This window comes from Sphingorhabdus buctiana, assembly GCF_042680825.1.
Taxonomy (GTDB): domain Bacteria; phylum Pseudomonadota; class Alphaproteobacteria; order Sphingomonadales; family Sphingomonadaceae; genus Sphingorhabdus_B; species Sphingorhabdus_B buctiana.
Window position 1 is genome coordinate 276,657 of the sequence record NZ_JBHUEL010000004.1, and the last position, 22,541, is coordinate 299,197.

Sequence of the window (22,541 nt, forward strand, 5' to 3'; positions counted from 1 at the left end):
ACACCCAGTTCATCGGCATAGCAAGTATAGTGCTTATGGGATGACTGCAGTGAACAGCAGAAGGTTAGTCCTGATGGAAACTACAACTAACAATTCAACAACCGATTCTTCCTAGAGCGTTCCGAAATTCCGTGTAGGGAACGCAAAACAAAATACAGGAATATAGCTTCCCTATGACCCGAAATCTGACGCATCTCGAAAGACTTGAGGCTGAGAGCATCCACATCATGCGCGAGGTGGTGGCCGAGGCGGAAAAGCCAGTGATGCTATACTCCGTCGGCAAGGATAGCGCGGTCATGCTGCACCTCGCCCGCAAGGCATTCTACCCCTCGCCGCCGCCCTTCCCCCTGCTGCACGTCGATACGACCTGGAAATTCCAGGACATGTATGCCTTGCGCAACCGGATGGCCGAAGAAAGCGGGATGGAGTTGCTGGTCTACCAGAATCCCGAAGCTATCGAACGTGGCATCAATCCGTTCGACCATGGGCCTTTGCACACCGACATGTGGAAGACCGAAGGTCTGAAACAGGCGTTGGACCTTTACGGCTTTGACGCAGCCTTTGGTGGCGCGCGCCGCGACGAAGAAAAAAGCCGTGCGAAGGAACGCATTTTCTCTTTCCGCACCGCTTCGCACGGATGGGATCCGAAGAACCAGCGGCCGGAGCTGTGGAACCTCTATAATGCCCGGAAAATGAAGGGCGAGAGCATCCGCATCTTCCCGATCTCGAACTGGACCGAGCTCGACATTTGGCAATATATCCACCTCAACGATATTCCGATCGTGCCGCTATACTTCTCCGCACCGCGCCCGACGTTCGAATATCAGGGAGGTCTATTCATGGCCGATGATATCGACCGGCTGGAAAAGGTTATGGGTAGGCGGCCGGAAATCACCACGCGGAATATCCGCTTCCGCACACTGGGATGCTTCCCGCTAACCGGCGCTGTCGAAAGCGACGCGAAGACCCTTCCCGAAGTCATCCAGGAAATGCTGCTGACCACCACCAGCGAACGGCAAGGACGCGTTATCGACAAGGATGGCGGTGATGCTTCGATGGAGAAAAAGAAGCAGGAGGGGTATTTCTGATGGACCCCATCTATAAAACTGACGCGTTGATTGCCGAAGATATCGACGCATATCTCGAGCAGCACCAGCATAAGAGCCTGCTGCGCTTCATCACCTGCGGATCGGTCGATGACGGCAAATCAACGCTGATTGGCCGATTGCTCTACGATTCCAAGATGATCTTCGAAGACCAGCTCGAAGCGTTGCAGAGCGACAGCAAACGGGTCGGTACGCAAGGGCAGGAAATCGACTTCGCGCTTTTGGTCGACGGACTGGCTGCCGAACGCGAGCAAGGTATCACCATCGACGTAGCGTATCGCTTTTTCACCACTGAAAAGCGCAAGTTCATCGTCGCCGATTGCCCGGGGCATGAGCAATATACGCGCAACATGTTTACCGGCGCGTCGACCGCAGACCTTGCTGTCATCCTGATCGATGCACGCAAAGGGGTGCTCGTCCAGACTCGCAGGCACAGCTATTTGTGCAATCTTATTGGCATCAAGAACATCGTCCTCGCCGTCAACAAGATGGACCTGATCGATTATGACCAGGCCAAATATGACGCCATCGTCGCGGACTATGCCGCGTTCGCCGAAGAAATCGGTATCAAGGCTTTCACTGCCATGCCGATCTCGGGCTTCAAAGGCGACAACATCACCACCAACAGCGCGAACATGCCCTGGTACACAGGCAAGCCGCTTATCGAACATCTGGAAACGGTTGAGATTGACAACACAGCTGACCAGTCCAAGCCGTTCCGACTGCCCGTCCAATGGGTCAATCGCCCCAATCTGGACTTTCGCGGCTTTTCAGGCCTGATTTCAGGTGGCTCGGTCAAACCCGGCGATGCTGTGCGCGTGCTCCCAAGTGGGAAGACTTCGGTCGTCACCAAAATCGTCACGCTCGATGGCGAACTGGACGAAGCCGTTGCGGGCCAGTCGGTAACGGTTTGCTTTGCCGATGAGGTGGACTGTTCGCGCGGCAATGTGATTGCAGCGGCTGACAGCCCGCCGGAAGTATCGGACCAATTCGAAGCCACTATCGTATGGATGGATGACGATGCCTTGCACGTCGGTCGCTCTTATTGGCTGAAGCTTGGCACCCAAATGGTATCTGCAACGGTACAGCAACCGAAATATACCATAAATGTCAACACGATGGAGCACCTTGCTGCTAAAACGCTTGAACTGAATGCGATCGGCGTTGCGGAACTGGCAACCGACAAGCCGTTGGTGTTCGAAGCCTATGAGGATAGCCGGACGCTCGGCGGCTTCATCCTGATCGACAAGATCACTAACCGCACTGTGGGTGCGGGGATGTTGCACTTCTCGCTGCGGCGCGCACAAAATGTTCACTGGCAACCGACCGACATCGGGCGGGAAGAGCATGCCGCACTCAAGAACCAGAAACCCCGCGTGCTTTGGTTCACCGGGCTTTCGGGTTCGGGTAAATCCACCATCGCCAATGAGGTGGAAAAGCAGCTTCATCTGATGAACCGGCACACCTTCCTGCTCGATGGAGACAATGTCCGTCATGGCCTGAACCGTGACCTGGGCTTCACCGAGGCCGACCGCATCGAAAACATTCGCCGCGTTGGCGAAGTCGCCAAGCTGATGGCCGATGCGGGACTGATCGTCCTCACCGCCTTCATTTCGCCCTTCCGTGCAGAGCGCGATATGGTCCGCAAGATGCTTCCCGAAGGCGAGTTTATCGAGATATTTGTTGATACCCCGCTGGAGGTTGCCGAAGCGCGGGACGTAAAAGGCCTCTACAAGAAGGCGCGCTCAGGACAGCTCAAGAACTTTACGGGCATTGATAGCCCCTATGAAGCGCCCGAAAATCCGGAAATTCGTGTCAACACCGTGGAAATGACGGCTGCCGAAGCAGCCGAGCATATCATCCGCAAGCTGCTGCCGCTAAAGTGAGCAAGATGACTGACGCTGAACTCGCCGCCCATCTTGCCCATGTCGCAGGTCGTATCCTCCTTGAGGTACGCGATTCCGGGCTGATCAGCGGAAAAGCCCTGGGCGATGCAGGCGACAAAACCGCCAACCAGTTTCTCTGTCATGCCCTTCGCGAGCAGCGGCCTGATGACGGCTTGCTCTCGGAAGAAGAAAAAGACAGCGCAGAAAGGCTCTCGAAATCGCGCGTTTGGATCGTCGATCCGGTCGACGGGACGCGGGAATATGGCGAAGCGCGCACCGACTGGGCGGTGCACGTCGCGCTCGCCATCGATGGCAAGCCCGAAATCGGCGCTGTCGGCTTGCCGGGCCTCGGCATCGTATTGCGTTCGGACCAGCCATCTGCCCTGCCCGCCGCAGCGGCAAAACCGCGCATGGTTGTCAGCCGCACCCGGCCTGCAAAAGAAGCTGTTGCGGTTGCCGAACATATCGGCGCCGAACTCGTCCCCATGGGAAGCGCTGGCGCCAAGGCGATGGCGGTAGTCCGCGGAGAAGCCGAAATTTACCTCCATACAGGCGGGCAATATGAATGGGACAGTTGCGCCCCCGCTGCAGTGGCTGCGGCGCACGGGTTGCATGTCAGCCGCATCGACGGCAGCCCCCTTTTGTACAACCAGTCCGATGTCTACATGCCCGACCTTTTGATATGCCGTCCTGAATGGGCAAGTCGTGTGCTGCAGATTGTCGGCACATTGGCGTAGAACCAGCAAATAGCCGCATTTTACCGCTTCGACATCCGACGAACAGCTGTCGCAATCCTGTTCGGCAATGCTGTTGAGCATTGTTCGAACTTGATTGTCAGCCTGTTATGTGGCACCAAATTGAGAACGTTCACATAATCAAGCGGAGAATCGGGATGTTGCGGAGGAAATCAGGAGCCTTATTTGTCACTTTGCTGGCATCGGTTGCTCCCCTCTCACCATCTGTTGCGGCATCTGCCCAGAATGAAGCGGCGCTGGCCACCCCCTCTGTTTGGCCATCGGCTGCCAGCCCGCAAAGCATCACCGATCCTGCCACCGAAGAGGCGATCAGCCGAACCATCGCAGAAATGACCCTCGAGCAAAAAGTCGGGCAAGTCATTCAGGCAGATATCAGCGCAATTTCGCCCAAGGATTTGAAGCAATATCCCTTGGGTTCGATTCTGGCGGGCGGCAATTCTGGCCCTTATGGTGATGAGCGTGCAACCGCGCAAAAATGGAAACAGTTGGTCGATGAATTCCGGGCTGCATCGCGCGAAAGCGGGGCTGGCATCCCGATCCTGTTCGGCGTGGATGCCGTGCATGGCCATTCGAACCTGCCCGGCGCGACAATATTCCCGCATAATATCGGCCTGGGTGCCGCGCGCGACCCCGATCTGATCCAGCGGATCGGCGCTGCGACAGCCGCGGAAATTGCCGCCAGCGGTATAGAATGGACTTTTGCCCCAACATTGGCTGCACCGCAGGATGTTCGCTGGGGGCGCACCTATGAGGGTTATTCATCAGACCCGGCACTGATCGCGCGCTATTCGAGCGCGATGACGCTGGGGCTGCAGGGCGCTCTTGTGGAAGGCACGCCATTGCCCGCCGATCGGGTCGCAGCGACCGCAAAACACTACCTTGCTGATGGTGGCACGTTTGAAGGCCGGGACCAGGGCGATGCGCGTATTTCGGAGGCGGAACTCGTCGCCACTCATGCGCAAGGATATCCGCCCGCGATCAATGCCGGTGCGCTGACGGTGATGGCCAGTTTTTCAAGCTGGAACGGTGTGAAGCATCACGGCAACAAATCGCTCCTCACCGATGTTCTGAAAGATCGAATGGGCTTTAAAGGGCTGGTCGTTGGTGACTGGAATGGCCATGGCCAGGTTGAAGGCTGCACCGCCACCGATTGCCCCGCTGCGATCAATGCCGGGCTCGACCTGTATATGGCGCCCGATAGTTGGAAGGGGTTGTACAATAACACCCTTGCCGCGGTTCGCGATGGTCGCATCCCTGCCGCCCGTCTTGACGACGCGGTTCGGCGGAACTTGCGGGTGAAATACAAGTTGGGCCTGATGGGTCCGCAACCTATCGAACGCGGCAATCCCGATGTCATAGGGTCGGATGCGCATCTGGAACTCGCGCGCGAAGCGGTTGCGAAATCGCTCGTCCTGCTGAAAAACAACAGGTCCGTCCTGCCGATCCGCAATGGCGCATCGATTTTGGTGGCCGGATCGGGTGCCGACAATATGGCCATGCAAGCCGGTGGCTGGACGGTTACCTGGCAAGGCACCGACACCAAGGCATCGGATTTCCCCAAAGGGCAAACCATTGGCCGTGCTCTTGTCGACGCTATTTCTGCGAACGGCGGAAAAGGCGTAATTGCGCCGGATGGCAAAATCGCCGGCAAGCCCGATGTTGCGATCATTGTGCTCGGCGAGAAGCCCTATGCCGAATTTGAGGGTGATATCCCCAATCTCGCTTTCACGCCGCAGGCGGAAGAGATTGAGCTGATCAAGCAATTGAAGGCCAAGAAGATCCCGGTTGTGGTTCTGTTCCTTTCCGGGCGTCCGATGTTCACAAGCAAGCTGATAAATCTTGCCGATGCGTTTGTTGCAGGCTGGCTTCCCGGCTCACAAGGTCAAGGCGTGGCGGATGTGCTGATTGCCGGAGCCAATGGCAAGCCGCGCCGCGATTTCACCGGGCGCCTGCCTTTTGCCTGGCCCGCCGATGCCCGGTCGCCGATTGGAAAACCTTTGTTTCCGATCGGCTATGGCCTGGATTATTCGAAGCGAATCCGGCTCGGTCGGGTGAACGAAAAACCCGGCATTGACCTTAACGCCAGCGACGGCACATTGCTGTATATGTTGCGCGGGAAAGTCTCGGCCCCCTGGCATCTAGGCGTCGACGGTTCGATCGCATCGCGCGCGATCGACATCGGTGCGCAGGAAGACGCCCGCCAATTCAGCTGGAGCGACAAAGCCGGGATGTCGATTACCGGATCGGCTATCAACTTGAATGGCAAGCTACCCCAACAGGCGGCGCTTTCTATCGATTGGCGGATCGACCGCAAAAATGACCAGCCGGTGCGTATTTCCTTTGGCGGCGCACCGATCGACCTGACCGGTTATGTGCGATCATTGGCCGACGGCAGCGCCAACGCGCTGCGGATTCCATTGCGCTGCTTTGTCGAGAAGGGTGCGAAACTCGATGCCGTCGCTGCGCCTTTCCAGATCGAAGCCGCGCGCGGATTTGTCGCTTCGATCCGCACCATCAGGGTTGAGGCTGGAGCGGCAGATTTGCCCTGCCCGAATTAAACCGCGGAACTGGCAGGCCGTTCTGGCATTTTGAACAGCAGTAGGCTTGCCAGCATGGCAAGCACTGCAAGCAGCAGGAACAGCAGATCAAAGCCATAGCGCGGCACCAGTGCGAGGGTGAGCCCCGGCATGATCAACGATGGAACCGTGTTGGTGAGGTTGAAAATGCCCATGTCCCGTCCGCGTCGTGAAGCGCGGGGCAACACCCGCAAGGTCTGGCTCGAATGCAGCGCAAGGAAGATGCTGCTTGCGATGCCGAAAGTGACATAGCCAGCAATCGCCATCGGCAAAGTTGGCGCCAAAGCCATCAATGCCAAGCCAAGGGCAGCCGTGGCAGCGCAGGAAACAAGAGGTACGATTGGCCGATCGACGCGGTCTGACCAGCGGCCGATCAATATCGCAAACACCACGGCTATACTAAGTACGAATGCGAAAATATTGGCGACTTTATTCTCATCAAATTGGGGATCGAGGCTGCGAAACCACATCAGCAAGAATGCGAACAAGGACGCCTCGGCAATTTGCACCATGAGGCGTGCAGACCACATTCGCCACACCGCCATTCTGGCCGAGTTATCGGCATTCTTCGCCATTACCTCTTTTGGGCGATCGACCAGCAATTGCGGCATTTTGATCGGCTTGCCGAACAGCAGTAAAGGCCCGACCATCAGCAACATGAGCACCGCCACCCAGTACAGCCGCTCATCCGCAGTCGCCAGACCTTTAAACGTGATAAACGCCCCGGAAAGCGCCCCCAATGCAGGCGCAAATGCCAGCAAACCCCCGAGCATCCCCTTTTGGGCATCGGGCACCACATCCCCAGCCCAAGCCGATAAGGGGCCCAACATCATGTTCAACGCAATTTGCCAGCAAATGATAAGAGCGATCAAAAGCGGTGGACTGCTCGCAAATGGCACGAGAAGCAGCAGGCAGCTTGAAAGCACCAGCCCTGCACCAATCCAAGGACGGCGAGTTTTGGTGATATCGCTGAGCCAGCCAAAGCCGATATTTGCGATACTCGCCGCGATAGCACCGGCAAAGGTGGTGTAAGACAAGACAGCCAGCGCATCCTGCCCTGCAAATTCGGTAACGCGCAATGGCAACAATATCGTCAGGAAAGGCACATAAGCCACTGCGCCGCCGGCAGCCGCCAACGCATACAGATAAAGAAAAGGCGCAGTCTGTTTGGCTTGGGCTTTGGTATCAGGCACGCGGTTCGGTGCCCGGGGGCGCAGTACTGCCGCGCTCGATCAAACTTCCTTCGACGCGCACCGGCTGAGGCTCAACCGTCTCATTCGCATGCTCGATCAACAACTCGACCGCCTTGGAAAAAGTGGCGGCGATAGGCTGGTCGATTGCGGTCAATTGCGGGTTAGTGAAACGCACGACGGGCGTATTGTCGAAGCTGATAAGCGAAAGATCGCGCGGAACCGAAAGGCCTTGCTTTATCGCTGTGTCGAGCGCTGCCAACGTCATCTGGTCGCTGCTTGCGATGATTGCAGTCGGGGGTTCAGCGCGGCCAAGCAGTGCCTCGGTTGCGGCAACACCGCTGTCATATCCAAAATCGCCCCGGACACAGAGCCCATCATAAGGCAGCCCTGCCGCCTCCATGGCCAATTTCCAACCCGTCTTGCGCCAATCGGAAAGGCTATACTCTTCAGGCCCCGCAATAAATCCGATGCGGCGATGACCAAGCTTGATAAGATAGTCCGTTGCGAGACGTGCCGATGCCTCATCACCCATGGTCATCGCAATGCCCGGCCCGCTCGCTTTCGATCCGATACGCGCAAAAGGGATGCCATGTTCGGCGAGCAGGCCCGTAATCAGCGGATTTTCCGAGTGTGGCGGGGTCAGGATCACACCATCAGGCTGCAAGGCCGCAATGGCCGCGCCCAGTTCGCGTTCAACATGGTCGCTGTGCGTATCGACCAGTTCGAAGATCATCCTGTAGCCATATTCAGAGGCCTTCAGCATCCCGCCCAAAAGCATCTGGTCGACCCAATCACCACCCTGCCGCGCTCGCCAATCAGCGATTGTGCGATCACGATCGTTGATTGCAAGAATAAGGTACGACCGCGAGCCGCTCATGCGCTGTGCAGCGATCGACGGAACATATCCAAGCTTGTCGATTGAAGCCTGCACCCTGTCCTTCATCGCCGGCCGGACATTGGGCTCGTTGTTGATGACGCGGCTAACCGTCTGCAGCGAAACCCCTGCATCGGCGGCGACATGCTTGATCGTTACGGCCTGGCGGCGTCTCGCCATGTGCTGTTATTCCCCCTTGACGCCTTGCATGCAGGCCAGACCCTCTTCTTCGTCTACCGGGCACTGGTAAATCCGAATCCAGTCGATTGCAAATTCAGCTGGTGCCACATTTGCGGCAACGCCCTTGTCATTATTGTCCTCAGCCAATTTGCCGCCGATCGCAAGATTGGCCATGATGTAAAAGGGCTGGTCGAATGGTGCGGCAGGATTGCCTGCCCCTTTGGGCGATGCGGTTTCCCAATCTTTAGACGTCAGTTCCCAATATTTGCGGCCATCGAGGTAAAAGCGCATCAGTCCCTTACCCCATTCGAGCGTCCAGACATGGAAGTCATCGGACGGCAAGGCACGCGATGGCAAGGCCACACGCGTATCTCGGAACTTGTTCTTGGGTGCATAGTCTCCAAAATGGATAGCGCTGATCATCCGGTTTTCACCGACACCGCCTTCGCATTGCGGGCAAGATGCTCCCAAATTGACGCCTTCAAGAATGTCAATCTCACCCGAACGCGGCCAACCGCCATATTTGTTGTCCGACGGCATCATCCAGACTGCAGGCCAGGTCCCCTGCCCCTTTGGTGGCTTTGCCCGGAATTCGACTTTGCCATATTTCCAGCTTGAGAGCCCCAAGGTGCGGATCTTTCCCGATGTGTATGGCTGGGCCCGCTTGGGATTTGGGTTCGCCGCGATTTCCGGTGGTCGATCCGGCCCTCGGAATTTTTCCTTATGGGCGATCAAGCGCAACACGCCGTTTTCGACGCGGATGTTCTTCGTCCTGTCGGTATAGCATTGCCGTTCATTATTGCCGCCGCCCCAACACGACCGTTCCGGTATCCACTTGGAACGATCGAGCTGGTTACCATCAAATTCGTCTGACCAGACCAGGCTCCATTCAGGCTTTGTTTCAGCCGCTTTCGCAGTACCGGTAACGCTGGCAACCATTGCAACCGACGATAGCAGGCATGGGAACGACCGATGCATGGCAAGATCCTTTTGCTAAACCGGCGACGAACAGCGTCCGCAGATTAATCGCCACTTCGGTGGCAGCCAAGCGTCGCCTTGTTCAAAAAAATGGGCGAGCCAAGGATATACCCGAGGCTCGCCATGAAGTTGCATACAGGACAGGATTAGAATTCGAAACGGGCGAGGAACGTAAATCGCCTGTCATTGCGGAACGCAGACCGGGTCGACCGCGTGCCATCAAAATCGATCACCTGCGAAGTACGGGTGACTTCATCGAGCAAGTTTACGCCCTGCACACCCAATTTCACGCCGTCCATCACTGTGAAGAAGATCGAGCCGTCGAGTTGGCCAGTGCTTTCGCCATAAATCGGTGAGAATGGGAAAATCACGTCGCGCGGCGTCTGCAGGAAGTCGGAGCGCCAGTTATACGCTACGCGGGCAGATATCGGCCCCTTTTCATAGAAGGCAACCGCGTTGACCGTGTGTTTCGAAACACCAGCCAGCGGCAGACCGCCTGCAAAGGGACTTTGCTCGGCGCCCAGCGTCGAGTTGTTGAAATCACCGGCATCAACATAGGTGTAGGTCAACTGCGCACCCAAACCGCTGAGGAATCCGGGAAGGAAATCATAGGTTTGCTGGTAAGCGACTTCGACACCTTTCAGCGTGCCGCCATCGCTGTTGACCGGACCATTGACGATCACATCAGTGGAGACTCCGCTGGGGCTGGTGAAGTTGCGGACATTTGCACCGCCGTTGACGATTCCCTTGATGTCTTTCAGGAAACCGGAAACGGTGAGCGAACCCACGTCATCCCAATACCATTCGAATGAGAGATCGTAGTTCCAGGATTCGGTTGGACGCAACAAGCGGTTACCGGTGAAGATCTGGAACAGCGGTCCCGTTTCAAGTGTACCGGCAGCTCGCAAATTAGTGGTGTTATCGAAAATGGCACCACCCGTAGCGAATGCGGACATATCAGGACGTGAAATCCCCTTCGAAACCGCTGCACGGACCAGCATACCATTACCGAAATCGAGTTTTGCATTGAAGCTGGGGAGCCAGTTCGCAAATTTGATATTGGCACTGTCGTCGATGATTTCGCCGGTGAATACCGATGCGAATTGGGCCTGCCGTGCGGCGGAAAGGCCGCAATAGCCGGGAGCTATCTGTCCAGGTTGGACAGCACCGCAAGCAACCTGCAGTTCTGCGACACTGACTACACCGTCACCATTGCCGCCCGGGGGCGTATCGAAGAACTGCCCGGTCGGGAATGCGATGGTACCACCGCTGCGAACCACAGTTTCGACATAACGCAGGCCGAAATTGCCGCTCAGCTTGGTGTTGCTGCCCAGATCGGTTCCGAAATCGACGCGGGCATAGGCACCAAAGGTGCTCTCCTCGACATCCGAAATCTCACCGGCAGTCCACGGGCCGCCGGGCAAGGCATTGCCGCGTGCTGAAATCGGGAACCATGCATTGGGGGTCAGGGTATAGGCAGTGATTGCCGCAGCCTGTGTACGGATTGCACCGCTCAGATAATCGGCGACCATATTGTCACCGCCAAAGAAGAAGGCCGAGCCATCACCCATGGGGACCGGCGCGTTGCCGCGCTGGAAGCCGCTGCCAAACGGATTGCGCAGATTTGCCGAATTCGGGAAATCACGGACATAGGCGCCGCCGCAACCAAAGGCCTGGAAGTCACCGCAGTTCCAGTTGCCGCCGCGACCGGTCCAAGGCGCGCCCAAATTGCCCCAGTTGGAGAAGTTGGCATTGCGGGTCACGCGGTTGCGATCACCCCAACGCGCCCCGAAACGGGCCTTTTTGAAGAAGCCTTCGTCGCTGACATCATATTCAGCGTCGAAGCGCATGCTCGTAAGGTCGCCTTCATTCTTGACCTGGTTGTCGAGCAGGAACCAATAGAATGTCCGCGCAGGGTCGTTGAAATAGGACGCGGGCGAAGTCGCCGTGCCGGGTTGCAGGAATTCGACCTGCGGCGTGCTGCCCGAATTGTCGATGCGCACGTCGGTATAGGTCTGCATCGCCGAAATGAAGCCATCTTCGGTGCGGTCAGACTTGATGTGCTGCACCTCGAAATTCACGCGCAAACGATCGGAAGGATTGAGTTTCAGGTGCGCCGAGAAATCCTCGGTCATCGCGGTGTCTTCACGCTGGAAGCGGAGAAGTTCGGTGGGAATGCCACGGCCGCCAGTAAAAGGCTGCAGCTGCGTCAGCGTGCCCGAAACAAACTGGCCATTTTCGATAACAGCCGTGGTTCCGGGTGCAACAACGGGGAACAATCCATCATCGTTGACGAGCGCAAGTACGGCATATTCGTTCAGCGTCGCTTCGGTTTCGGCACGCAGATATTCAAGCGTTACGAGTGCGCTGCCGTCGCTGCTTTCCCACTGGCCGACTGCCGAAAAGGCGTTGCGATCACGGGTCAGGTCTGTGGTGCGAACACCGGCGCCTTTGGGAACGAAAATCGCGCCCGCTGGCGGGAAGTTAGATTCATTGAACTGCTGCGATCCGCCAAAGCCGCCTGAGCCGACCGGCCGAACGCGAATACATGCGGCATCAAGCGACGGCGCGCGATAGCAGGGATCGGTGATTTGCGAAGCGTCGGTCTTGGTCACAAGCTCCGACTGCGCATATGCCAGCTGAATGCCAAACGTACCGGCACCAGTTTCAAAGGTGGACGAACCCAGGATCGAGAAGCCAGGCGACCATTCCTTGGCCATGTCGCCATAATTGCCTTCGATGGTGCCCGCGATGTGCATTCCCGGCTTATCAAGCGGCTTGCGGGTGACGAGATTGACCGTACCCGAAATACCGCCGTCGATCATGTCGGCAGTGTTGTTCTTGAAGACTTCGACACGACCAAGAAGTTCAGGAGAGACATCGTTGAACGAGAGTTCGCGTCCGCCATTGGCCGAAAAGATATCGCGCCCATTGAGTTCGGAACGCACAAAGGGAAGACCGCGGATGATGACGCCCGATCCTTCAACCGAGAAACGGTCAGGGTCATTACGCTGTTCGAAGCGCGAAATGTTGACGCCCGGTACACGCTGCAACGCTTCGGCGACCGAACGGTCTGCAAGCGCACCGATGTCTTCGGCAGTAATCACATCGACGAATGTGTCGGCTTCCTGCTTGATGCCTTGCGCATTTTCGAGCGACTTGCGGAAACCGGTGACGATAATTTCGTCTTCAGCCTCTGCCGCAGCTTCTTCCTCTTCGGCCGATTGTGCGAGGGCAGGCTGCGAGGCCAGCACACAGAGCGCCAGGCTGGAAGCCGTCGAAAGCGCCGCAAAACGGCTGGTACGCGCGAATTTTGACATGGTGGTCAAGCAGTCCTCCCTAAATCCTCCTGCGGGGGTATGATTCCCTCCGTCATTTTGACACATAATGCCAATTGAGAGCGTTCACAAGATATAAAATGAACGTTCACAATTTGCGCAAAGCTATTATATCGCTATGCAGCTTTGAGGAGGAAAAGGCGCATGGCCATCGAAAGAATCGTCATTGTTGGTGGAGGCACCGCAGGCTGGATGGCCGCTGCCGCGCTATCCAAACTGCGCGCGGGCCGGGATGTGGCCATAACGCTGGTCGAATCGGAGATGATCGGCACAGTCGGCGTCGGCGAAGCGACGATACCGCCCTTCCTCGATTTCAACCGCCTGCTCGAAATTGACGAACGCGAATTGCTGTCTGCAGTTCAGGGCAGCTTCAAACTGGGCATCCAGTTCGTCAACTGGGGAAAACTGGGCGACAGCTATATCCACCCCTTCGGAAACTATGGCTACCAGATGGAGGGGATTTCGTTCCACCATGTCTGGCACAAATATAAAGCAGCGGGTGACAAACGCCCGATCCAGGTTTTCAACTTGGAGACCATGGCTGCGCATTTCGGCCGTTTCGCCCGCACCGAAGACTATGCTCGCGAAGACTTGCCACCGGTCAACTATGCCTATCACATCGACGCTGGCCGATATGCCCAGTTTTTGCGTGGCTATTCGGAAAAGCGCGGCGTCGTGCGGCGCGAAGGCAAGGTTTCGGATGTGCAACTCGATGGCGAAAATGGTTTCGTATCATCAATTACGCTCGAAGACGGTACGATCATCAAAGGTGACCTTTTCATCGACTGCTCGGGTTTTCGCGGCCTGTTGATCGAACAGGCCCTGAAAACCGGCTATGAAGATTGGACCAATTACCTGCCCTGTGACCGTGCAGTTGCCCTGCCCTGCCTGCGCGAAGTTGGTAGTGGTCCCCTGCCCTATACACGGGCCACAGCGCATAGCGCTGGATGGCAATGGCAAGTGCCGTTGCAGCATCGCAACGGTAACGGCCATGTCTATTGCAGCAGCTTCATGTCCGATGATGAAGCTTTGGATATTCTGGTAAATAACATCGCCGGAAAACCGGGTGCCGACCCCAATTTCCTGCGCTTCACCACAGGTAGGCGCAAGAAATTCTGGAACAAGAATGTGATCGCGATCGGGCTTGCCGCCGGCTTCATGGAGCCGCTCGAGTCAACCTCGATCCATCTGATCTATACCGGCATCAACAAGCTGATTGCGCTGCTTTCGCTCGATGGCATCACGCATGCGCAGGAAGACGCCTTCAATCGGCTAACCGGCAAGGAATATGCGCGCATCCGCGATTTCCTGATACTGCACTATAACACCACCAGCCGCGACGACAGCCCGTTCTGGAACCATTGCCGGACAATGGCCGTGCCCGACAGCCTGACTGAGAAGGTCGAACTGTTCCAGACCAATGGCCAGATATTCCGCGAGGATGACGAGTTGTTCACCGAAACCAGTTGGGCCGCGGTAATGATGGGGCAAGGCTTGGCGATGAAAGGACATAATCCGATGGCGGATGCCATCGACAAAATGTCGATCCGGAAGGAGTTTGACGCGATCGAACAATCCATCCGCTTTGTTGTCCAACATATGCCGACGCACCAGGATTATCTTAACCGATATTGTCCGGCGAGCGCGTGATCTGCACTGGTGGCATTGCCCAAAGCCGTAGATCACTATTCCCGCAAGCGCATTGACCTGCGAATAGGCGCAGAATTGCTTTAGTCCGGTCTTACGGAAAAACTTGGGCGCGCATTGAGCGTGGCAGGGTCGAATCCGGCGATCTTCTTGTAGAGATCCGCTATTTCTTGGCGTTCCGCGTGTGGAAGGACCGATGCCAGCGCGCCGCCTGCTTTTAGTCGTTCGGCAGCCAGATCGAGCACTTGGTCAGGACCTTTTTGACGGTTCATCAATACTATCCTGGCGGTTGCCTCGCGGCGGTCGGATTCATATGCGGCAAGCGCAGCCGGGATCGAACTGGCCCTCGCCAGATGCCAGGAGAGCACCCGGGCATCAATGATGCTTTGGGTCGCACCGTTGGAGCCGATCGGATACATCGGGTGAGCAGCATCGCCCAGCAGCGTAGCTTGGCCGAATGTCCACTGCGGCAGTGGATCGCGGTCGATCATCGGAAATTCGTAGATCGGTCCAGCCGCTTCAACAATGGCCGGTACATCCACTCCGTTCCAACGCCAGTTCGCAAAGCGCGGCAGGAAATCGGCTCGATCGCCCAACTTGTTCCAGTCACGTGGCGGAGGGCTGTCGACCTCGGCCACCTTGAGGTCGCAGATCCAGTTAAGCCGGGGCGCACCAGTGACCGGATCCGGCCCAATCGGGTAAGCAACGAACTTCTGCGCGGCGGTGCCCGCCCAGATCATCGCTCGGCCGCCCATTGGCGCGTCGATTGGCGCGGTCGAGCGCCAAAGAGTGATACCGTTCCAGAGCGGACTGCCCTCATCTGGATAAAATGCACGGCGAACCTGTGAGTGGATTCCGTCGGCGCCGAGAAGCAGGTCTGGAGTGATGGTCAGGTCGGAATCGCTTTCCCTGTCATGAAGATGCGCGCGTGGGCGGGGCCCATCCACTTCCAAACTACGCAACTCGTGACCCAAGCGAACCGATTGCGGGCCAAGTCGTTCGCGCACCTTAGCAAGCAGGAACATCTGCAAATCGCCTCGATGGATGGCGATTTGCGGCCAATTATATCCGGCCTTGCTGCCACGCGGCTCATGCCAGACCAATTCGCCTCCGGCGGTCAGATAGTTGAGATCGTGAATCTCGAATCCGATTGCGCGTAGTTCATCCAGCAGGCCCAGTTCAGCGAGCTCGCGCACAGCATGGGGCAGCAGATTCATCCCGACGCCAAGCGGAGCTGGAACGGCTACGGATTCATATACCATTGGATGGAATCCAGCCGCATGCAGGCTGAGTGCGGCCGTCAGCCCTGCAATCCCGCCACCGATAATCGCAATGTCGATATCGCGCTGCATGAATCACATCACCTCGTAAATGATGATCCGAACGCCATCGGCGCCCCGCTCCCCCCGGGCGACGCCCATGATACGGTTGAGCCGGTCAAGCGCCGGAGCAGTGGTATAAAAACGGATCGCGGTTCGGAAGTAGTAATCATCCGGATCAACAGTTTCGCCTTTTGCAAGTCTGGCGAGGATTTCGGGGTCGCCACTGCGCAAACCCGTTGAACGAATTTCCACCTTCCCCTCTGCAAGATCGAGCACATAGCGGGCATCAATCTCGATCGTGCCATCCGAGGAAATGGCCTGCCAGTCGGCGCCTCCGGGCAGAACCTGTCCCGAATATTGGCCGCTAACTTTGCCGCCGGTTATGGCGATGCAACGCCGTCCGCCCAGATCCACGGGCGCAGCCACGTTTAGGCTGAGTTCAAGCAGCGGAGCCGCTGAAAGCTTCACGCCCGTTCCACCGATATGATCGCCAGCGTCATTCGGGCGACGCACACCAGACGGTCTTGATCGTCGAGAATACGGATCGACCAGACTTGCGTGCTGCGTCCTAACGCTTCGGGCCGGGCGGTGGCATGTACCAATCCCGACTTAACCGGGCGCAGGTGGTTGGCGTTGATTTCCAAACCTACTGCTGCCTGCAGCGACGGATCAAGTGTCAGATTGGCGGCCGCCGAAGCAACGGTTTCCGCCAACGCGACCGACGCTCCGCCATTGAGCCGGCCATGGATTTGGACTGTTCGTCGGTCGACGGGCATCGTCGCGGTCAGATGATCCGGACCCATCACGGTAAAGACGATGCCAAGATGTCCAGTCAGCGACTCTTGCTCACGCGCTGTCAACTCGGCCGGAGTTGGCGGATCAGGAAACCAGATCGCTGATGCAGGCTCGGTCATTGCTATTCGGTTTTCAAACGAATTCCGTCTTCACGTCGCCAAGGCCCTGGTCAAAGCGTGCGACGACGGAATCACCCGCCTTAACCGGCATGGCGCGGACAAAGGATCCGGTAAGGATTGTATCGCCAGGTTCAAAAGTCACGCCGAACTCGCCCAGCTTGTTGGCGAGCCAAGCGACCGCAGTGACGGGATTGCCGAGCACAGCTGCGGCGAGGCCGCTCTGCACCACTTCGCCATTGATCACCATCTCTCCGCGCATCGTGCGCAGATCAAGCTGGTCAAGACGCCGCGGATTGGCGCCCAATACTGCCGCACCGCAGGCCGCAAGATCGGCAACCGTATCGGTGATGGTCATGCCGGGGCCTGGTCCAACCCGAAAATCCACAATTTCGATCGAAGGCAGGGCGAAATCGGTTGCCCGGATTACGTCGACCGGCTGTATGCCGGGTCCTTTCAATGCATGCTTCATCACAAACGCGACTTCGATCTCGATCATCGGATGAAAGAAGTTAGCCATGTCGAGCGGCGTGTCTTCGGGCACGAACAGATCGTCGGTCATGCTGCTGAAATCCGGCTCAGTTGAGCCCATGGTTTCCTGCATCGCCTTTGAAGTCAGGCCGACCTTGTAGCCCTTGATCCTTCGTCCGTCTGCTATCCGTTGTGCAATGAATTCCTGCTGGATTGCATAGGCATCTGCGATCTCAATCTCCGGATAAGTCTTGGTCAGCAGGGGCAAAGGTTTGCGCGTCTGATAGACGTTGTTGATATCCGCCAGAATTTTCGTACGGGTTTGGGCGTCAAGCATCCGAAGTGTTCCTTTCGATTTCTGCGCGGGCCGCGGCCAGACTTTGGGCACCGGCGATTGCCAATGCCTGGCTGTCGGTAATCACGGAAATCATCTGGAATCCCTGGCTGGCCCGAAGAGGAGCCAGCGTTTGATTGGACAGCACCGAAGTTGCGATGCCATGCGCGCGTGCGGCAGCGTTGACCCGCGCAATCGCTGCATCGAACGCAGGCTTGCCATCATTGTCTCCGGGAGGAAGCCCCAAGGCGAGCGAAAGGTCGAATGGCCCTACGAACAGCGCATCAACCCCCTCGACTGCGGCGATCTCCTCGACAGATTCAAGCGCTGCCGCGGTCTCGATCATGGGTATGACGCAGACCCGCTCATTCGCTGTACCAACATAGCCCGCGCCATCGCGCGCGCCGACCCGGATCGGGCCGAGGCTGCGCCCGCCGGCTGGAGGATAGCGGCACGCGCGGACCAGTTTGCGTGCATCCTCGACGCTATCGATCATGGGTGCAACGATCGCCATGGCACCCGCATCGAGCATTCGGCCGATTATGCCGGGTTCGTTCCAAGGAACACGAACAATCGGCGTGGCTCCAGACAAATCGATTGCGCGGATCATGTCCACCGCCGTTTCATAGTCCATGCAGCCATGTTGCATGTCGACCAGCACCCAGTCGAAACCGCCCTTGGAAAGGATTTCAGCTGTAAGCGGGCTCGGGACCATGAGCCAGGCACCCAGCGTTACTTCACCCCGGCGCCATCGTTCCTTGATCTGCATTGGTCACCTCACCTCCTTGATCGCTTCTAGCGACTCTCGGATTACGGTGACTATAATCAAATATGATTGCAGTCAACTTTAGTGCTTAGACGCTGCACAGCGCGCGGACTTGTTCTGCTGTGAACTTCAGGAAATCCTCGCGGCTGACGCTGTTGCTAAGCCAGCGGAGCAACCCAAAATAGTAAAGTGCGAAACAAGATCGTGCGGTTGTTGCCGGTTCAAGTTGCTCTCTTATTTCCCCTTTGGCCTGCCCGCTGCGAATGATCTGTTCCAGTCCTCCGAAGATAACACTCACCAGTTCATTAACTTCAGACTGGCGAGCATCATAGGGAATCAACAACTCACGCAACAAGATCCGGGAAAGCTCCAGATCCCTTTCATGGTAATCCACCATATGTGCGAATACCGACATGATACGCTCGATTGCCGAGCGCTCCTCGGGCGGCTCGGTGAAGGACTCCTTCGCAACTTCCAGCATCTCGTCTTTGAAGACGAGTATCAACAGGTCCTCTTTCGATCTGGCATAAAGAAACAATGTGCCAGTGCCGATATCCGCTGCTTCGGCAATCTGGACAGTCGTGGTTTCGGCAAAGCCTTGTTCAGCAAACAATCGTCGCGCCGCAGCCACAATGCGAGCGCGCTTCTCAAGTTTGTTCCGCTCGCGTCGCCCCATTCTCGGCGGTGTCGGATCGACACCGGATGCCATAGGTGATTTCGTCTTGGTTTCAGCCATGCCCAATTTTCCCGCCTGCACGAAGCGATGTCAACGTTCTACACCAATAGCACCAAAATTAAATTGACTATAGTCATTATTGAGCGATATCAATTAAGCGAATCGCGGAAAATGCACACTTTTAATATGGCGGTGCAAGCCGGGATGAATGGGGAGAGGCAATGTCTGACAACCACGCACAAATCGCGGGAGTATCGGTTTCACTCGATCATTGGATTGACGGTAAGCGTGTAGCCGGAGCTGATCGCTTCGCGACTGCCTCGCCGATCGATGGTAGCCATCTCGCCGATGTCGCGGCTGGCGGACAGGCTGATGTGGACATGGCGGTTGATGCTGCAAATCGCGCCTTTCCCGCTTGGGCCGCACTTGGCGCAAAGGGACGGCAACCTATTCTGCATGGCTTTGCCAAGGAAATTCTCGCCCGGGCTGACGATCTTGCGGCTGTCGAAACCGCCGACAATGGCTCATTGTTGCAGGGCAATCTGCACCGCATGGTGCCGCGCGCGGCACAGAATATTTCCTTCTTCGCCGATTGGGCGCTGACACTGCTGGATCACAAGATCGAGCATGAAGAAGTCACCAACAATGTGCGTTATGATCCGGCCGGTGTCGCGGCGCTGATAACGCCCTGGAATGCGCCGTTGATGTTAACAACATGGAAGGTTGGCCCGGCACTGGCCGCTGGCAATACAGTGGTGATCAAGCCGCCCGAATGGGCTCCATTGACCTGTTCGCTGCTGGCAGAGATCGCCGAAAAGGCAGGCTTGCCACCAGGTGTCCTGAACGTTGTCCAAGGCATTGGCGAAATAGCTGGCGAAGCTTTGGTCAACCATCCAGACCTTGCCCGGATCAGCTTCACCGGCTCTGTGCCCACGGCCAAGATAATCGGCCAGGCAGCTGCCCGTTCGGTCACCCCAATGAGCGCGGAATTGGGCGGAAAATCCCCATTCATTGTTTGCGCCGACGCCAATCTCGATGCTGCTGCGCAGACAGTGGCTGGGCAATATATCAACGCTGGACAGGTTTGCTTGGCCGGGACGCGTATCTTGGTCGAAGCGAAGATCGAACAGGAATTTCTCGCCAAGGTCCGGGCTGCGGTTGCGCAAATGAACGTGGGGGATCCACGTGCTGCGACGACGCGTGTGGGCCCGCTCATCCACCCCGAACATTTTGCGCGCGTTAGCGGCTTTGTTGATCGCGCCAAAGCTTCGGGAGCGGAGTTGCTCTGGGGAGGATCGCAGTCCGACGCCGGTGCATTATATTTCCAGCCGACCATGTTTGCAGGTGTCGCACCCGATGCCGAAATCTCCCAGCAGGAGGTGTTCGGGCCGGTCCTGACTTGGCAAACCTTCACCGATGACGAAGAGGCGATCGCCGTCGCCAACGGCACCCAATTTGGCCTCGCGGGAACGTTGTTCTGCGGAAACGAGGCGCGCGCCATGCGGATTGCCTCGCAAGTGGTCGCCGGCACTTTGTGGGTAAACTGCTTCTTCGTCCGCGATCTGGCTGCGCCCTTTGGTGGCAGCCGCGTGTCCGGCATTGGCCGCGAAGGCGGCACGTGGAGCTTCGATTTCTATTCCGACATCAAAAATATCGCGGTCCGCAAAGGATCGTTCACGGCAGGAGGAGCCTGATATGAGTGAAGTCACTGAACTGGGCTATGTGACCATCGGAGTGAGTGATCTTGCAGCGTGGGACGCGTTCGCATCACAAATCCTTGGATTGGAAGTTGTGGCAGGTGAGACCGCCAAGACGCGCTATCTCCGCATGGATTACTGGCACCACAGGATCAAACTGATCGAGGACGGCACCGACGATCTTGCCGCCATGGGGCTCCGTGTTGCCGGCGTACTGGAATTTCGGGAAATGGCTCAACGGCTGGAGGCAGCCGGCATTGCCGTGAAGATTGGATCGAAGGAAGAGGCTGAAGCCCGCCACGTGCTGGAGATCATGTTCCTCAAAGATCCGAACGGCATTCCGATCGAGTTATTTCATGGGCCGCTTGTCCAATATGACAAGCCATTCCACCCCGGCCATCGAATGCATGCCGGTTTCAAAACCGCAGGCGGTGGATTTGGCCATATGATGGTCAATCGCCGCGCAGAGTTCGACGAGATCCACGCTTTCTACACTCTGCTCGGCTTACGCGGTGGGGTGGAATACAAGATTCCGATGCCGATGATGCCGGAACCAGTCGAACTGATGTTCCTGCATTGCAACCAACGGCAGCATACACTGGCCTTTGGTCCACCCGAGGATAAGCGCATCAACCATTTGATGTTCGAACTCGAGCGCATCGAAGATGTGGGATTGGCGCACGATCTGGTCAAGCGAGCAGGAATTCCTGTGGTGATTGAACCCGGCAGCCATGCAAATGATCATAACTTCTCCTTCTACTTCAAAAACCCGTCGGGCTTCCTGAATGAACTTGGCTGGGGTGGACGCCAGCCAACCGGGCAATCGGAATATTACCAGCGTGATGCCTTTGGCCACGATCCAGTGATGGAAAACATGAAGGGCTTCATGGTTCCGGCCTGACGGCCAAAAAACAATATTTGGGGAGAGAGAGCATGTCGGTACTTGATGGACCGCGCGAGGAATGGCGCCGAATTCTATTGGAAGGAACCCCGCAATGGGTTCGCCCGGAAGATGACAGGCTGCGGCTGGGTGATGGACGCACCGTCGCCGAGGCCGATGCAGTCTACCTGCCCCCGTGCGATCCCAGCAAGATCATCTGCATCCATCTCAACTATGATTCCCGCCGCGTGGAGTTTCGCGCACCCGAATTGGTAACGCCAACCTATTTCCAAAAGCCGCTGACGACGCTCAACGGACACCGCGGAAAACTGTCACGCCCGGCCGATTGCCAATATCTCAACTATGAGGGCGAAATCGGCGTCGTCATCGGCAAGCCCATGCGCAATGTCGGCCCGGCCGATGCTTGGGATTACATCGCCGGTTTCGCACCGGTTAACGACGTCGGCGCACAGGATTTCCGCGACACCGATGCTGGCTCAATGCTGCGTGTAAAGGGCCAGGATGGGTTCTGCCCCATTGGCCCGGGGATCGTCCGGGGGGTCGACATCCGTGAACAGGCTGTGCGAACCTACATCAACGGAAAGGTCGTGCAAGAAGGCGCAGTGGCCGAGATGACCTTCGATATTCCCTACATACTGGCTGACTTGTGCCGCCACATAACGCTGCTGCCGGGTGACCTTATACTGTCCGGCACGCCGGCAAACAGCCGCCCAATGAACATCGGCGATGTTGTCGAGGTTGAAGTGACCGGCGTCGGCAGGCTCACCAACACAGTCCAGGAAATCCCCGCACCAATCCATAATGTCGGACACGGCCCCACAGACAGCGAGGCCGTGGTCCGTGTCGCCCGTGGCGGCGACTGGTGGGCCGAGCAGGACGCACGCAAGGACTGAGGCCTGAATAGATCAATAGACATCAGAGTGAGCGGAA

At 57.2% G+C, this 22,541-nt stretch carries 18 protein-coding genes; 8 read left to right on the top strand and 10 right to left on the bottom strand.

From position 1 onward, the window contains the following. Positions 1-173: 173 nt before the first annotated feature. From cysD to ACFSAG_RS06500, 4 genes are all read left to right on the top strand, one after another. Entirely contained in the window at positions 174-1,088 is a 915-nt protein-coding gene (gene cysD / locus ACFSAG_RS06485; protein ID WP_381512638.1) for a sulfate adenylyltransferase subunit CysD, read from the top strand. Next, positions 1,088-2,992: a sulfate adenylyltransferase subunit CysN gene (gene cysN, locus ACFSAG_RS06490; protein ID WP_381512641.1), complete on the top strand. Its 1,905-nt coding sequence runs from the start codon at positions 1,088-1,090 to the stop codon at positions 2,990-2,992. The genes cysD and cysN overlap by 1 nt, the downstream gene beginning before the upstream one ends. A 5-nt stretch (positions 2,993-2,997) precedes the next feature. Then, positions 2,998-3,729: a 3'(2'),5'-bisphosphate nucleotidase CysQ gene (locus ACFSAG_RS06495; protein WP_381512643.1), complete on the top strand. Its 732-nt coding sequence runs from the start codon at positions 2,998-3,000 to the stop codon at positions 3,727-3,729. A gap of 155 nt (positions 3,730-3,884) precedes the next feature. Further along, positions 3,885-6,305, top strand: a complete 2,421-nt coding sequence (locus ACFSAG_RS06500; protein WP_374611556.1) for a glycoside hydrolase family 3 protein — start codon at positions 3,885-3,887, stop codon at positions 6,303-6,305. On the opposite strand, the gene ACFSAG_RS06505 is transcribed toward ACFSAG_RS06500, so the two are convergent. From ACFSAG_RS06505 to ACFSAG_RS06520, 4 genes are all read right to left on the bottom strand, one after another. Next, entirely contained in the window at positions 6,302-7,516 is a 1,215-nt protein-coding gene (locus tag ACFSAG_RS06505; protein ID WP_374611558.1) for an MFS transporter, read from the bottom strand. The two genes, ACFSAG_RS06500 and ACFSAG_RS06505, sit on opposite strands and share 4 nt — an antisense overlap. Further along, a complete protein-coding gene (locus tag ACFSAG_RS06510; RefSeq protein ID WP_374611560.1) occupies positions 7,509-8,570 on the bottom strand; it encodes a LacI family DNA-binding transcriptional regulator in 1,062 nt (353 codons plus the stop codon). Before ACFSAG_RS06510 ends, ACFSAG_RS06505 begins: the two co-directional genes overlap by 8 nt. 6 nt (positions 8,571-8,576) lie before the next feature. Further along, on the bottom strand, positions 8,577-9,548 hold the full coding sequence (locus ACFSAG_RS06515; RefSeq protein ID WP_374611562.1) for a glycoside hydrolase family 16 protein: 972 nt from the start codon (positions 9,546-9,548) through the stop codon (positions 8,577-8,579). A 146-nt stretch (positions 9,549-9,694) separates the two neighbouring features. Beyond that, positions 9,695-12,868 carry a TonB-dependent receptor gene (locus ACFSAG_RS06520; RefSeq protein WP_374611741.1) on the bottom strand — a complete coding sequence of 1,058 codons (3,174 nt, stop codon included), beginning with the start codon at positions 12,866-12,868 and terminating at the stop codon, positions 9,695-9,697. A 162-nt stretch (positions 12,869-13,030) separates the two neighbouring features. Between ACFSAG_RS06520 and ACFSAG_RS06525 the strand changes: the two genes are divergently transcribed. Further along, positions 13,031-14,536 carry a tryptophan halogenase family protein gene (locus ACFSAG_RS06525; RefSeq protein WP_381512648.1) on the top strand — a complete coding sequence of 502 codons (1,506 nt, stop codon included), beginning with the start codon at positions 13,031-13,033 and terminating at the stop codon, positions 14,534-14,536. 80 nt (positions 14,537-14,616) lie between these two features. On the opposite strand, the gene ACFSAG_RS06530 is transcribed toward ACFSAG_RS06525, so the two are convergent. From ACFSAG_RS06530 to ACFSAG_RS06555, 6 genes are all read right to left on the bottom strand, one after another. Beyond that, a complete protein-coding gene (locus ACFSAG_RS06530) occupies positions 14,617-15,885 on the bottom strand; it encodes a flavin-dependent oxidoreductase (protein ID WP_381512650.1) in 1,269 nt (422 codons plus the stop codon). A 3-nt stretch (positions 15,886-15,888) separates the two neighbouring features. Beyond that, complete coding sequence (locus tag ACFSAG_RS06535) at positions 15,889-16,368, bottom strand: DUF3237 family protein (protein WP_381512653.1); 480 nt, start codon at positions 16,366-16,368, stop codon at positions 15,889-15,891. Next, on the bottom strand, positions 16,320-16,769 hold the full coding sequence (locus ACFSAG_RS06540; protein WP_374611569.1) for a hotdog fold thioesterase: 450 nt from the start codon (positions 16,767-16,769) through the stop codon (positions 16,320-16,322). Before ACFSAG_RS06540 ends, ACFSAG_RS06535 begins: the two co-directional genes overlap by 49 nt. Positions 16,770-16,782: 13 nt before the next feature. Then, positions 16,783-17,574: a 2-keto-4-pentenoate hydratase gene (locus ACFSAG_RS06545; protein ID WP_381512655.1), complete on the bottom strand. Its 792-nt coding sequence runs from the start codon at positions 17,572-17,574 to the stop codon at positions 16,783-16,785. After that, on the bottom strand, positions 17,567-18,340 hold the full coding sequence (locus ACFSAG_RS06550) for an HpcH/HpaI aldolase family protein (protein WP_381512658.1): 774 nt from the start codon (positions 18,338-18,340) through the stop codon (positions 17,567-17,569). Before ACFSAG_RS06550 ends, ACFSAG_RS06545 begins: the two co-directional genes overlap by 8 nt. Before the next feature lie 85 nt (positions 18,341-18,425). Then, positions 18,426-19,073, bottom strand: coding sequence for a TetR/AcrR family transcriptional regulator (locus tag ACFSAG_RS06555; protein ID WP_381512660.1), 648 nt, complete (start codon positions 19,071-19,073; stop codon positions 18,426-18,428). Positions 19,074-19,234: 161 nt separating this feature from the next. On the opposite strand from ACFSAG_RS06555, the gene ACFSAG_RS06560 reads away from it, so the two are divergent. Genes ACFSAG_RS06560 through ACFSAG_RS06570 form a run of 3 tightly spaced genes read left to right on the top strand, consistent with a single transcriptional unit; the run spans position 19,235 to position 22,504 of the window. Further along, entirely contained in the window at positions 19,235-20,707 is a 1,473-nt protein-coding gene (locus ACFSAG_RS06560; protein WP_381512662.1) for an aldehyde dehydrogenase, read from the top strand. A 1-nt stretch (position 20,708) separates the two neighbouring features. Continuing rightward, positions 20,709-21,611, top strand: a complete 903-nt coding sequence (locus ACFSAG_RS06565) for a VOC family protein (protein ID WP_381512664.1) — start codon at positions 20,709-20,711, stop codon at positions 21,609-21,611. A gap of 32 nt (positions 21,612-21,643) precedes the next feature. Next, positions 21,644-22,504 (top strand): fumarylacetoacetate hydrolase family protein, encoded by an 861-nt coding sequence (locus tag ACFSAG_RS06570; RefSeq protein WP_381512667.1) that lies wholly within the window; start codon positions 21,644-21,646, stop codon positions 22,502-22,504. Positions 22,505-22,541: the final 37 nt, after the last annotated feature.

What these genes read in the sequence shown, in the direction of transcription:
- cysN (WP_381512641.1), top strand. Translation starts at nt 1,088, where the DNA reads ATGGACCCCATCTATAAAACTGACGCGTTGATTGCCGAAGATATCGAC.
- ACFSAG_RS06570 (WP_381512667.1), top strand. Translation starts at nt 21,644, where the DNA reads ATGTCGGTACTTGATGGACCGCGCGAGGAATGGCGCCGAATTCTATTG.
- ACFSAG_RS06525 (WP_381512648.1), top strand. Translation starts at nt 13,031, where the DNA reads ATGGCCATCGAAAGAATCGTCATTGTTGGTGGAGGCACCGCAGGCTGG.
- ACFSAG_RS06560 (WP_381512662.1), top strand. Translation starts at nt 19,235, where the DNA reads ATGTCTGACAACCACGCACAAATCGCGGGAGTATCGGTTTCACTCGAT.
- ACFSAG_RS06520 (WP_374611741.1), bottom strand. Translation starts at nt 12,868, where the DNA reads ATGTCAAAATTCGCGCGTACCAGCCGTTTTGCGGCGCTTTCGACGGCT.
- ACFSAG_RS06515 (WP_374611562.1), bottom strand. Translation starts at nt 9,548, where the DNA reads ATGCATCGGTCGTTCCCATGCCTGCTATCGTCGGTTGCAATGGTTGCC.
- ACFSAG_RS06510 (WP_374611560.1), bottom strand. Translation starts at nt 8,570, where the DNA reads ATGGCGAGACGCCGCCAGGCCGTAACGATCAAGCATGTCGCCGCCGAT.
- ACFSAG_RS06545 (WP_381512655.1), bottom strand. Translation starts at nt 17,574, where the DNA reads ATGCTTGACGCCCAAACCCGTACGAAAATTCTGGCGGATATCAACAAC.
- cysD (WP_381512638.1), top strand. Translation starts at nt 174, where the DNA reads ATGACCCGAAATCTGACGCATCTCGAAAGACTTGAGGCTGAGAGCATC.
- ACFSAG_RS06555 (WP_381512660.1), bottom strand. Translation starts at nt 19,073, where the DNA reads ATGGCTGAAACCAAGACGAAATCACCTATGGCATCCGGTGTCGATCCG.
- ACFSAG_RS06530 (WP_381512650.1), bottom strand. Translation starts at nt 15,885, where the DNA reads ATGCAGCGCGATATCGACATTGCGATTATCGGTGGCGGGATTGCAGGG.
- ACFSAG_RS06540 (WP_374611569.1), bottom strand. Translation starts at nt 16,769, where the DNA reads ATGACCGAGCCTGCATCAGCGATCTGGTTTCCTGATCCGCCAACTCCG.
- ACFSAG_RS06565 (WP_381512664.1), top strand. Translation starts at nt 20,709, where the DNA reads ATGAGTGAAGTCACTGAACTGGGCTATGTGACCATCGGAGTGAGTGAT.
- ACFSAG_RS06550 (WP_381512658.1), bottom strand. Translation starts at nt 18,340, where the DNA reads ATGCAGATCAAGGAACGATGGCGCCGGGGTGAAGTAACGCTGGGTGCC.
- ACFSAG_RS06500 (WP_374611556.1), top strand. Translation starts at nt 3,885, where the DNA reads ATGTTGCGGAGGAAATCAGGAGCCTTATTTGTCACTTTGCTGGCATCG.
- ACFSAG_RS06495 (WP_381512643.1), top strand. Translation starts at nt 2,998, where the DNA reads ATGACTGACGCTGAACTCGCCGCCCATCTTGCCCATGTCGCAGGTCGT.